Raw genomic sequence first — 12429 nt, 5'->3', positions numbered from 1 at the left:
CGCACGCTCATGGTCACCCTCCAGGACATCCTCACCGCGCGGGAGCGTCTGCGCGACGCCATCCGGCCCACGCCCTGCCCCGCCTCGGACTACTTCACCGAGCGCACCGAGTGCGGCGCGGTGTACTTCAAGCTGGAGAACCTCCAGCGCACCGGCGCCTTCAAGGAGCGCGGCGCGCTCAACAAGCTCTTGACGCTGTCGCCGGAGGAGCGCCAGCGGGGCGTCATCGCCGCGTCCGCCGGCAACCACGCGCAGGGCGTCGCGTACCACGCGCGCCGGCTGGGGGTGAAGGCCACCATCGTCATGCCGGAGCGCACGCCGCTCATCAAGGTGTCTCGCACGCGCGACGACTACGGCGCGCGCGTGGTGCTCAAGGGCACCAACTACGACGAGGCCTACGCGGAGGCGCTGCGCATCCAGCAGGCCGAGGGGCTGGTCTTCGTGCACCCCTTCAACGACCCGCACGTCATCGCGGGCCAGGGCACCATCGGCCTGGAGCTGCTCGAGCAGTGGCCGGACGTGGAGGTGGTGCTGGTGCCCATCGGCGGCGGCGGGCTCATCTCCGGCATCGCCTGCGCGCTGAAGGAGAAGAAGCCCGGCATCCAGGTCATCGGCGTGCAGACGTCCACCATCGACAGCATGAAGGCCTCCGTCGCGGCGGGGAAGCTGATGGAGCTGCCGGCGGCGGGGACCACCATCGCGGACGGCATCGCGGTGAAGCGGGTGGGCGAGCTCACCTTCGAGATGGTGCGCAGGTACGTGGACACCATCGTGTCGGTGGACGAGGAGGAGATCGCCGCCGCCATCCTCACGCTGCTCGAGCAGGAGAAGAGCGTGGTGGAGGGCGCGGGCGCGGTGGGCGTGGCCGCGGTGCTCAACGGGCACGTGCCCCAGGCGAAGGGCAAGCGCACCGCCATCATCCTGAGCGGCGGCAACATCGACATGAACGTCATCAGCCGCATCATCGAGCGGGGCCTGGTGAAGGCGGGCCGCCTGGTGCAGCTCGAGGTGCGGCTGCCGGACCGGCCCGGCATGCTCGCGCGGCTGACGACGCGCATCGCGGACCTGAGGGCCAACGTGGTGGACCTGCACCACGAGCGCGCCTTCTCCAAGGCGGGGCTGGGCGAGGCCATGGTGGAGGTGACGCTGGAGACCACGGGCCCCTCTCACATCCGCGAGCTGGAGCAGGCCCTGGAGGAGCTGGGCTGGCAGGTGGCCCGGAAGTAACGGGAGGGGGCCTTGCACGCGGCCCGAGGGGGTCGGCCATACTGGGCCCATGCGTTCCCTGCTCGTCGCGCTGCTGGTCGCCGCCACTCCGCAAACCCCCGCCCAGAAGGCGAAGGAGCTCTCCGGACAGAAGGCCTGGGAGGAGCTGTACCTGGCCTTCTCCTCCGGTGACGCGACGGCGGTGCCCCCCGAGCAGCGCGCCGGGGTGTCCGGCGCGCTCGTGAAGGGCTGCCAGGCCCTGCTGAAGGACGACGCGGTGATGGCGTACTCGCTGGGCGAGCGCGCCGTGGTGTTCCAGGAGTCCGCTCCCGCGCTGCGCTGCCTGGCGAGCGCGGCCCGGAAGACCGAGCAGCGCGCCGCGGCCGAGGCGACCCTGGTCAAGGGCGTGACGCTCTTCCCCAAGGACGGCGCCTTCCCGCTGGAGTTGGGCAAGCTGCTGCTGGAGGAGCAGGACTCGGCGGGCGCCCAGGCGGCGCTGGAGAAGGTGCCCCCGCGCAGCCGCGAGGCCGCGGAGGCGAAGAAGCTGCTCCAGCAGGCGCGGCAGCAGACGCTGCAGGAGGACTCGGCGCGGGCGGAGGCGTCGCGCATCGAGAAGAAGCTCGGGGGCTCCCCCTCCCGGGGCGCTGAGACACGGCCGGCGAGCGCCCAGGCGGGCGACGACTCCACCGTCGTGGCCCTGGAGACGCGGCCAGGGATGAGCGTGCGCACGCCGCGCGTCGGCTTCGAGTCCGGCGTGAACTCCCTGGGCATGCGCGTGCGCGCCAACAGCCGGTACGTCATCACCTACTTCAACAACGACCGGGACTTCGCCCAGCGCGCCGAGTACGAGGGCCGCATCGTCGAGATACTCGATACGGCGCACCACTTCGTCCAGAAGGTCCTGGGCGAGACGCGTGAGCAGCCCGTGACGGTCGTCCTCTACACGTCGGCGGAGTTCCGCGTCGTGTTCGGTGACAGGGTCGCCAACAGCGTCGCGGGCATCTACAAGACCAACGCCATCCACATCAACAACGCCGCCGAACTGAACAGCCAGAACAAGGCGACCATCGTCCATGAGTACGTCCATGCCGTCATGGCGGAGATCTGCGGCAGTGGTGACCTCGACACCGCCTTCCTCCCCATGTGGTTCAGCGAGGGCGTGGCCATGTTCGTGGAGTGGAAGTACCTGGACATCCCGGGCCCCACCCCGGACATGATGGAGCAGATTCACGCCCTCCTCTCCACGTCGGACGTTCGCGTCATGAGCCTCCGGTCGATGACGAAGATCCCCCCTATCCGGATGGGGAACGCGGGGATGGCGTACGACATCTCCGGACTGGGGGTTAAGGAGCTGATGCGCCGTGAGGGGGCCTACCGCCTGATGACCCTCACCCGAGCCGTATGCAGGGGCCGGGGGCAGCCCTCCTTCGAGAAGGCGTTACTGACCCACTATGGGATGACCATGGATGACCTCGAAAAAGAGGTCGAGGAGTCGGTCCAGAAGAGGTAGCGGCCGGGCAAGCTCGGTCCATTTGGTTTACCCCTCCCCGGGAGTCACCTACACTCGCAGCCCCCCCCATTTGCGCTGCGACGGTAACCGGGCAGTCCGCCGTCCGCAGCAAGGTGACGGATGTCGGACACGCGCGCGGCAATGAGAGAGTTTCGCTTCCTCGACGAGAAGCGAAAGCTGGGAAGCCTGTCTCCCGTGGAGGAGGCTCGCTGGGGTGAGCTGCGTGGGCTCCTCGGCATCCAGGATGCGCCCGCCGACGCCTCCGCGTGGCAGCAGCCGGAGGCCGCGCCCCAGGGCTACTACGGCGCCGATGGCCAGTGGTACGCCTACCCCGCCGGCTACGACCCCAACCAGGCCTATGCCCAGCAGGCCCAGGGCTACTACGGCGCCGACGGCCAGTGGTACGCCTACCCCGCCGGCTACGACCCCAACCAGGCCCAGGGCTACTACGGCGCCGATGGCCAGTGGTACGCCTACCCCGCCGGCTACGACCCCAACCAGGCCTACGCCCAGCAGGGGTACGACCCGAACCAGGCCTACGCCCAGCAGCCGTACGATCCGAACCAGGCCTACGCGCGCTACCCGCAGCAGGGCTACGACCCGAATCAGGCCTACGCGCAGCAGGGCTACGACCCGAACCAGGCCTATGCGCAGCAGGGCTACGACCCGAACCAGGCCTACGCGCAGCAGCAGGGGTATGATCCGAACCAGGCGTATGCGCAGCAGGGGTACGATCCGAACCAGGCCTATGCGCAGCAGCAGGGCTGGGCAGGGCAGGACCCGAGCGCCTACGCGCCGCAGCCCGCCGCCGAGCCGGAGAACCTGCACCTCAGCTCGGACGACATCGACATCCCGGCGCTGAGCGAGCCCGCGCCGTGGATGGCGCCCGCCGCGACGCCCGAGGTCAGCGCGCCCGCCTCTGACGCCACCTCTTTCGAGGACGTGCTGGAGGTCTCCGAGGCGGAGGTCGCGTCGGGGTCCGAGGCGGCGACGCCCGTGGAGGTTCCGACGAGCGCCGAGGATGACTTCAGCGCGCTGGGTGGCGCGGAGGAGCCCGCGGCCGCCGCGCAGGCGCCCGAGTCTTCGCTCGAGTCGTCCTTCGCCGACCTCTCCCTGGAGGTCGAGACGACGCCGGACATCGCCGAGACGCCGGTGCTGGAGGCGCAGCCCGTCGAGGAGTCCTCGCTCGAGTCCTCCGATGTGGAGGTTCCCTCGTCCGAGGTCGAGCTGCTCGATGCCTCGGCGGAGAGCGAGCCGGTGCTCGCGGAGGACCTCTCGTCGGCCCCCGTGGACGAGGCGTGGGCCTCGGCTCCGCTGGCGGTGGATCCACTCGAGTCCTCGCCGACGGAGGTCGCCGACGCGAACGACATCATCGATGTCGGCGCCATGGAGTCCGCCGAGCCCATCGCGCTCGACGCGGGTGATGTGGCGGAGGAGTTGGTGCTCGAGGCCTCGGAGGTGAGCGACGCGTCGTCCTCCACCGTGGAGCTCTCGGCTGGGGACGTCGATGCGGGCACGGCCGAGGAGATCTCGCTCGACGCCTCCGACGTCAGCGAGGTGTCCGCGTCCACGGATGACACGGCTGCCTCGACGCAGCCTGAGCCCACGCAGGAGGCGACGGACGCCGAGGTGTGGATGGCCTCCACGGCCACGCAGGCGACCTCGGGCGAGGACGGCACATCCGCGGGCGAGTCGCCCACGCTCGACGTCGCGGAGGTTGGAGCGGAGGCGGTCTCGACGACGCCGCTGCCCTTCAGCTCGAGCACGGTTCCCTCGTTGGAGCTTCGCTCCGTGCAGGTGGGACCCGACCTCCAGGCGGACACCATCGAGGTCGACACGGAGGCCGCGCCCGCGTCGCAGGATGCGTTCGACCTGAGCGGCAGCCCCGAGGAGGCCGTTCCCCTCGCGACCGCGGGAGACTTCCTGGAGCCCGGGCAGTTCACCGCCTCGGCGGAGCGCAGCCTGGACCTTCCGGCCTACGGCGGCGCGGAGGAGGACTGGAGCACGCAGTCGAGCGAGCTGGAGCCGCTGGCCAGCAGCGCGGGCATGGCGTCACAGACGACGGGCGGCGCGGAGTGGTCCTCCGGCGAGGCGCCGGCCGAGGGTGGTTCCGCGGAGTGGAGCGCGGAGGCGCAGGGCTCGGAGGTCATCGAGCTGCAGCCGGAATGGGCTTCGGCCAACGCCGAGGCCGCGCAGCCCACCTGGGACGCGACGGGAGAGCAGACGGCGGAGGCCGCATCGACCGAGTGGTCGACGTCCGAGGCACAGCCCGAGTGGAGCGCGACGAGCGAAGGCGCTTCGGCGGGCGAACTCGCGGCGACCACGTCATCGGAGTGGTCGACGGGTGAGGCGGGAGCAGAGGCCCCGGCGACCGACGCCGCGGCGGACGCGACCTCGGCCGCGTGGAGCGCGTCCGAGACGGAGCAGGCACACGACACGTCGGAGAACACCGCCGCGCAGTCCGAGTGGGCCGCCGCGGAAGAGCTTCCTGCTGACGCCGTGCAGACGGATGAGTCCGCGCCCGTGACGGAGTCGCCTGGAGCGCAGCCCGAATGGATGGCGGCCGAGGAGCTTCCCGCGGACACCGTGCAGTCGGAGTGGTCTGCGTCCTCCGCGCAAACGCCAGATACGCAGGCTGAGTGGGCGGCCACGCCGGAGATTGCTCCGGACGCGGTGCAGACCGACGGGTCTGCCTCATCGACGGAGACGCCTGCCGCGCAGCCCGAGTGGGCCGCCACGGAAGAGCTTCCCACCGATGCCGTGCAGGCTGAGTGGTCGGCCACGTCGACGGAGACGCCCGCCGCGCAGCCCGAGTGGGCCGCCACGGAAGAGCTTCCCGCCGACGCGGTGCAGTCCGAGTGGTCTTCGTCCACGACGGAGGCACCTGCCGCTCAGCCGGAGTGGGCTGCTACCGAAGAGCTTCCCGCCGATGCGGTGCAAGCCGAGTGGTCCGCCACCTCAACGGAGACTCCCGCCGCTCAGCCCGAGTGGGCCGCCACGGAAGAGCTTCCCGCCGATGCGGTGCAAGCCGAGTGGGCCGCCACGTCGACGGAGACGCCTGCCGCGCAGCCCGAGTGGGCCGCCACGGAAGAGCTTCCCGCCGACGCCGTGCAGTCCGAGTGGTCGGCCACGTCGACGGAGACTCCCGCTGCGCAGCCCGAGTGGGCCGCTACGGAAGAGCTTCCCGCCGATGCCGTGCAGGCTGAGTGGTCTGCCACGTCGACGGAGACGCCTGCCGCGCATCCCGAGTGGGCCACCACGGAAGAGCTTCCCGCCGACGCGGTGCAGGCCGAGTGGTCTGCCACGTCGACGGAGGCGCCTGCCGCGCATCCCGAGTGGGCCACCACGGAAGAGCTTCCCGCCGACGCCGTGCAGGCCGAGTGGTCTGCCACGTCGACGGAGACTCCCGCCGCTCAGTCCGAGTGGGCCGCTACGGAAGAGCTTCCCGCCGACGCCGTGCAGGCCGAGTGGTCTTCGTCCACGACGGAGGCACCTGCCGCTCAGCCGGAGTGGGCTGCTACCGAAGAGCTTCCCGCCGATGCGGTGCAAGCCGAGTGGTCCGCCACCTCAACGGAGACTCCCGCCGCTCAGCCCGAGTGGTCCGCCGCCGAAGAGCTTCCCGCCGATGCGGTGCAAGCCGAGTGGGCCGCCACCTCGACGGAGACGCCCGCCGCCCAGCCCGAGTGGGCCGCCACGGAAGAGCTTCCCGCCGACGCCGTGCAGGCCGAGTGGTCCGCCACGTCGACAGAGACTCCCGCCGCCCAGCCCGAATGGGCCGCCGCCGAAGAACTCCCTGCGGATGCGGTGCAGGCCGAATGGTCTTCGTCCTCGACGGAGACGCCTACCGCGCAGTCCGAGTGGGCCACCACGGAAGAGCTTCCCGCCGACGCCGTGCAGGCCGAGTGGTCCGCTTCCTCGACGGAGACTCCCGCCGCCCAGCCCGAGTGGGCCGCCACGGAAGAGCTTCCCGCCGACGCCGTGCAGTCCGAGTGGTCCGCGACAGAGGCGAGCGCTCCGCAGCCCGAGTGGGAGGCGACGCCGGAAGTTGCCCCGGACGCCGTGCAGGCAGAGTCATCCTCCTCGACAGGTGTAATTGCCGCGCAGCCCGAGTGGGCGACCACGCCGGAGATTGCCCCGGACGCCGTTCAGACGGAGTGGACTGCGTCATCAACGGAGACGCCTGCCGCGCAGACTGACTGGTCTGCCGCGGAAGAGCTTCCCGCGGACGCGGTGCAGGCCGAGTGGTCTTCGTCCACGGCGGAGCCCCCTGCGGCGCAGCCTGAATGGGCCGCCACGGAAGAGCTTCCCGCAGATGCAGTGCAAGCCGAGTGGTCCGCCACCTCGACGGAGACTCCCGCCGCTCAGCCCGAGTGGGCTGCCGCCGAAGAGCTCCCCGCGGATGCCGTACAGACTGACTGGTCCGCGACCTCCGCGGAGACTCCAGCCGCGCAGCCCGAGTGGGCGGCCACGTCGGAGCTTGCTCCAGACGCGGTGCAGACCGACTGGTCTGCCTCGTCGACCGCCCCGCAGCCCGAATGGGCCGCCACCGAAGAGCTTCCCGCGGATGCCGTGCAGTCCGATTGGTCCGAGACCTCCGCGGAAACTCCCGCCGCGCAGCCCGAGTGGGCGGCGACAGAAGAGCTTCCCGCTGACGCCGTGCAGACCGATTGGTCCGCATCCTCGACGGAGGCGCCTGCCGCGCAGCCCGAGTGGTCCGCCGCCGAAGAGCTTCCCGCGGATGCGGTGCAGCCCGAGTGGTCCGCCACGGAAGAGCTCCCTGCGGACGCCGTGCAGTCCGATTGGTCCGCAGCCTCGACGGAGGCTCCTGCCGCTCAGCCCCACTGGTCCGCCACCGAAGAGATTCCCGTGGACGCGGCGCAGCCCGAGTGGGCTTCCACGCCGGAGATTGCCCCAGATGCTGTGCAGACCAACTGGTCTGCCTCGTCAACTGCCGCGCAACCGGAGTGGGCCTCCACGACGGAAGAGCTTCCCGCGGACGCCGTCCAGGCCGAGTGGTCCGCCAACGCCACGGCGGCCCCCTCCGAACAGTCCCAGTGGTCCGCGACGCCGGAGATTGCGGCGGACGCCGTGCAGACCGATTGGTCCGCGTCGGCCGCAGAGCCCCCCACCGCTCAGCCTGAATGGGCTGCCACGGAAGAGCTCCCCGCCGACGCCGTCCTCTCTGAAGAGCCCACTGCTTCGACCGAGCCCCCCACGGCTCAGCCCGAGTGGTCCGCCACCGAAGAGCTCCCTGCCGACGCCGTCCAGGCCGAGTGGTCCTCGACCGACGCGCCCCACACGGCTCAGCCCGAGTGGTCCACCACCGAAGAGCTCCCGGCCGACGCCGTCCAGTCCGAGTGGTCCTCCGCCCAGGACTCGTCGACCTGGAACAACACCGCCACCGAGGAGCTGTCCAACGCGCAGGCCGAGTGGAGCGAGGCCCCGGTCGACGTGGAGCCGATGGTCGAGCTCTCCGCCACCGAGCAGCTCCCGGCCGAGCCCATCCAGGCCGAGGAGGTCTCCTGGGCCGAGGAGCAGCCCGCCGCGCCCGCCTCTTCATGGCAGGCCCAGAACGGCCACGCGTTCGGCGCCCCCGCGACGGACCTCTCCGCCTCCATCGAGGAGGAGGTCCCCGTCGAGCTCGAGCAGGAACAAGAGCAGGAGCTCGCCGAAATCGAGCTGGTGGAAGAGGCCCCCGAGCCCACGCCGACGCCCGCCACCGCCGTGGCCGCCGCGGCGATGAGCGCGGCCCTGCGCTCGCCCTACCCCGCGCGAGCCACGCCCTCCCTGGCCGCGAGCCCGCAGCCGCTCGCCGCCGTGAGGGAGCCGCTCTTCGCCGCCGCCGTGCCCCTGCACGCCGACTCCATCACCTCGTTCATCGAGGGCGAACACCGCGTCATCATCCACACCGTGGAAGGCCAGGTGAAGCGCGGCACCATCCGCGACGCGGACCTGCTCGACGAGGTCATCTCCCTGGAGCAGCAGAGCGGCTTCGCCCCGGAGCAGATTCCCGGCAAGCGCGTGAAGGCCATCTTCTTCATGCTCCCCGCCGGCGCGCGTCAGCCCCAGGCCGAGGGCCAGAAGATTCGCGTCACCTTCAACGACGGCCGCCAGGTCGCGGGCTTCTCCCAGGACTTCAAGAGCACCACCCCGGGCTTCTTCGTCGTCCCCGCCGACCAGCGCACCAACACCGCGCGCATCTTCATCTACCGCGCCAGCGTGCAGGCCGTCGCCGAGGGCTGAAGCCCTCCACGAAAGCCACACCCGAGGGGCCCCACCACCGTGGCGGCCCCTCTTTCATTTCCACGCGCGCGCCGACACGAAGCGCCCACGCACGAAACGAAGAAGGGCCCCCACACCGTGGAGGCCCTTCATTCACTTCAGTCGCTGTCGAGCGACCCGCGGACTACTTCTTCGCGGGGGCGGCGGCGTCCGCCTTCTTCGTCAGGGACAGGTCCAGGTTCACGGTGACTTCCTCACCCACCGCCACGCCGCCCGTCTCCAGCGCCGTGTTGTAGGTCAGGCCGAAGTCCTTGCGGTTCAGCTTCGTCGTGGCGGACACGCCCGTGCGGGTGTTGCCCCAGGGGTCCTTCGACTCCTTCGACGGGCCCGTGACGTCCAGGACGACCGGCTTGGTGACGCCGTGCATGGTCAGGTTGCCGGTGACCTTCAGCTTGCCCTCGCCCGCCTTCTCCACCTTCGTCGACTTGAAGGTGATGGTGGGGTACTTCGCCGTGTCGAAGAAGTCCGGCGCCTTCAGGTGCTCGTCACGCTTGGCGTTGCCCGTGTTCACCGTCGCCGCGTCGAGCGTGGCCTCCACGGTGGACTTGGTGATGTCCTTGTCGTCCAGGTTCACCGCGCCCTGCTTGATGTTGAACGAGCCCGTCACGTTCGACACCATCATGTGCTTCACGGTGAAGCCCGCGCTGGAGTGGGCCGGGTCCACGTCCCACGTGGCGGCAAAGGCGAGTGACGGCAGGGCCACCAGCAGGGCAATCGCGCTCTTCAGGGTCGTCTTCATAGGGGTGTGCTCCTCGAATGATGAACTGCGGGTTCAGGCGCGCAGCGCGAAGCTGCGCATGGACAAGGTTCCGTGATGGAAGCCCTCGAACACGGGGGTGATGCGGTCTTCGGGGAGGGCGGCTCCGAGGACGAAGTACAGCGGCAACAAATGCTCGGCCCTTGGATGCGCGAGCGTCGCATTGGGTGCATCCAACCATGATTGAAGCCCCGTGAAGTCGCGCGCCTCCAACTTGTTCGCGACCCACGTGTCGAACGACTGCGCCCACGGCTCCGGGGACGCATCCTTCTCTCGGAAATTCACCCGGCGCAGGTTGTGGACGATGCCACCACTGCCCATCAGCAGCACGCCTTCTTCACGCAGCGGCCGCAGCACCTCGCCCATCCTCGCGATGTCCGCCGCGCGCGCGCCCAGCGGCATCGACACCTGCACCACCGGCAACGTCGCGCGTGGAAACGTGTGGAGCAGCGGTACCCACGCGCCATGGTCCAACCCGCGCTCGCCGTCCGCGACGGCCTCGAGGCCCGCGGACTTCAGCCGGCCCACCACGTCCGTGGCCAGCGCGGGCGCTCCCGGCGCCGCGTAGCGAAGCTGGTACAGCGCGCTCGGAAAACCGTGGAAGTCATAGACGAGCGGCGGCCGCTCGCTGGCGGTGACGCGCACCTCGCCGGGCGTCTCCCAGTGCGCGGAGACGACGACGAGCGCCTTCGCCGTGGACACGCCCTCACCGAAGCTCTTGAGCGCCCGCGGGTACGCGTCCGTGTCCAGCGCCACCATCGGCGAGCCATGGGAGACGAAGAGCGCCGGGGCCTTCGCCTGCCCGCTCGCGGAGCCCGTGCCCAGGGCCCCCGCCACCCCGGCCGCCGCCATGCCCTGCAGCACTCCTCGCCTGTCCAAGCCGCCTCCCATGATGGCGCCTTCTACTGCAACCCCAGGACCAACGTCCCCGGGATTCCAACCCCCTGAAATGACTCCCACCCCACAACCTGTCGTGCAGGAAACATCTCAAAACGATAGAGAGAGGCATCACTTTGGAAGGAGCGGGACACCGTGGCGGGTCAATTCGAGCTGGGGCTGGGCGAGCTCTTGTCCTTCGAACCGGGGGGCGGGCTCATCCACTTCGCGGGGCAGCGGGTGCTGCTCATGGACCCGGTGGCGCTGGGACTGCTCCGCAAGGAGCTGGTGAACCTGATGGGCATGACGGCCGCGCGGGGCATCTTCACGCGGCTGGGCTACGCGCACGGCTGGCGCACGGCGGAGGCGATGAAGGGGGCGGTGCCCTGGACGGATGAGTCCCTGTGGCGCCGCGCGGGCGGGCGGCTGCACACGCTGCAGGGCCAGGTGCGGGTGGAGCGGATGGAGCGCAAGCCCGAGGAGGGCCCGGAGCCCTTCGCCGAGGCGCAGTGGCGCGACTCGTACGAGGCCGAGCAGCACCTGTTGCACCTGGGCCGCGCGGACCACCCGGTGTGCTGGAGCCTCACCGGCTTCGCGTCCGGGTACATGAGCTACGTCAACGGCCGGGAAATCTACTGCACGGAGCTGCGCTGCGTGGGCCAGGGGGACGCGGCGTGCCACATCGTCGGCCGCCCCTCGGAGGAGTGGACCACCGAGTGCAAGGAGGTGCTGCGCTTCTACGAGACGCAGTGCATGGAGGGCGTGCTCGCGCAGGTGACGGACGCGCTGAAGCAGGCGGAGCGCAAGCTGCGCGCCAAGCGCCAGTCGCTCGCGCGGGTGGGCGTGACGGAGGACCCGGCCGGCATGGTGGCGCGCGCGGAGGCCATGCAGCGGGTCATCAACCTGGGCCGCCGCGCGGCGAAGGTGGACTCCACGGTGCTCGTCACCGGCGAGAGCGGCGTGGGCAAGGAGAGAATCGCCCGCCTCATCCACGACGAGTCCACGCGCGCGCACAAGGCCTTCGTGGCCGTCAACTGCGCGGCCGTCACCGAGAGCCTCCTGGAGAGCGAGCTGTTCGGCCACGTGAAGGGCGCCTTCACCGGCGCGACCCACGACAGGCCGGGCCTCTTCGAGGCCGCGCACGGCGGCACCCTCTTCCTGGATGAAGTGGGCGAGGTGCCGGCCTCCATGCAGGCCAAGCTCTTGCGCGCGCTGCAGGAAAAGGAGGTGCGGCGCGTGGGAGAGAACACCAGCCGCAAGGTGGACGTGCGCGTGGTGGCCGCCACCAACCGCGACCTGAGCGAGGAGGTGAAGTCCGGTCGCTTCCGCCAGGACCTCTACTACCGCCTGCGCGTCATCGAGCTGCGCATCCCCCCCTTGCGCGAGCGGCGCGAGGACATCCTGCCCCTGGCCCGGCTGCTGCTCGCCGAGGCCGCGGAGCGGCTGGGCCGCAAGGTGTCGGGCCTGTCACCGGACGCGGCCGACCAGCTCCTGCGCTACGAGTGGCCCGGCAACGTGCGCGAGCTGGGCAACGCCCTGGAGCGCGCGGTGGCCCTGTGCGAGGGCAGCCGCGTGGAGCGCGAGGACCTGCCGGAGGAGGTCCGCGCCGCGCCGCCCAGCCTCATGCCCAGCGGCAACCCGCGCAGGCTCGAGGACATGGAGAAGGAGTACATCCTCGCGGTGCTGGCGCAGAACGCGGGCAACCGGGCGCGCACCGCCGAGCAGCTCGACATCGGCGTGGCCACGCTCTACCGCAAGCTCAAGCAGTACGGCCACCCGGAGGCGGCCCACTGAGCCC

The 12429-nt window shown here is 70.6% G+C and carries 6 protein-coding genes; 4 read left to right on the top strand and 2 right to left on the bottom strand.

The features are described from left to right. Positions 1-9: 9 nt before the first annotated feature. From ilvA to K8625_RS02150, 3 genes are all read left to right on the top strand, one after another. Positions 10-1227 (top strand): threonine ammonia-lyase, encoded by a 1218-nt coding sequence (gene ilvA, locus K8625_RS02160; protein WP_223748034.1) that lies wholly within the window; start codon positions 10-12, stop codon positions 1225-1227. 49 nt (positions 1228-1276) lie between these two features. Beyond that, the gene (locus tag K8625_RS02155) at positions 1277-2716 is read left to right on the top strand and encodes a hypothetical protein (RefSeq protein WP_141323531.1); all 1440 of its coding nucleotides are present in this window, start codon (positions 1277-1279) and stop codon (positions 2714-2716) included. Positions 2717-2857: 141 nt separating this feature from the next. Next, positions 2858-8959 carry a hypothetical protein gene (locus K8625_RS02150; RefSeq protein WP_223781697.1) on the top strand — a complete coding sequence of 2034 codons (6102 nt, stop codon included), beginning with the start codon at positions 2858-2860 and terminating at the stop codon, positions 8957-8959. Between the two features lie 163 nt (positions 8960-9122). Here the strand turns inward: K8625_RS02150 and K8625_RS02145 are convergent, their stop codons facing one another. After that, complete coding sequence (locus K8625_RS02145) at positions 9123-9737, bottom strand: YceI family protein (protein ID WP_223748544.1); 615 nt, start codon at positions 9735-9737, stop codon at positions 9123-9125. Between the two features lie 33 nt (positions 9738-9770). Then, entirely contained in the window at positions 9771-10646 is an 876-nt protein-coding gene (locus tag K8625_RS02140) for a dioxygenase (RefSeq protein WP_223748543.1), read from the bottom strand. 141 nt (positions 10647-10787) lie between these two features. On the opposite strand from K8625_RS02140, the gene K8625_RS02135 reads away from it, so the two are divergent. Further along, entirely contained in the window at positions 10788-12425 is a 1638-nt protein-coding gene (locus tag K8625_RS02135) for a sigma-54-dependent Fis family transcriptional regulator (protein ID WP_141323539.1), read from the top strand. Positions 12426-12429 lie beyond the last annotated feature (4 nt).

This window comes from Myxococcus sp. AS-1-15, from assembly GCF_020037055.1.
Taxonomy (GTDB): Bacteria; Myxococcota; Myxococcia; order Myxococcales; family Myxococcaceae; genus Myxococcus; species Myxococcus fulvus.
The sequence above is the reverse complement of the archived record's forward strand: the minus strand, read 5'-3'. Positions and strand labels throughout refer to the sequence as shown.

Bases quoted from the DNA above. Each gene is read 5' to 3' on its own strand.
- ilvA (WP_223748034.1), top strand. From the start codon at position 10: ATGGTCACCCTCCAGGACATCCTCACCGCGCGGGAGCGTCTGCGCGAC.
- K8625_RS02155 (WP_141323531.1), top strand. From the start codon at position 1,277: ATGCGTTCCCTGCTCGTCGCGCTGCTGGTCGCCGCCACTCCGCAAACC.
- K8625_RS02150 (WP_223781697.1), top strand. From the start codon at position 2,858: ATGAGAGAGTTTCGCTTCCTCGACGAGAAGCGAAAGCTGGGAAGCCTG.
- K8625_RS02145 (WP_223748544.1), bottom strand. From the start codon at position 9,737: ATGAAGACGACCCTGAAGAGCGCGATTGCCCTGCTGGTGGCCCTGCCG.
- K8625_RS02140 (WP_223748543.1), bottom strand. From the start codon at position 10,646: ATGGGAGGCGGCTTGGACAGGCGAGGAGTGCTGCAGGGCATGGCGGCG.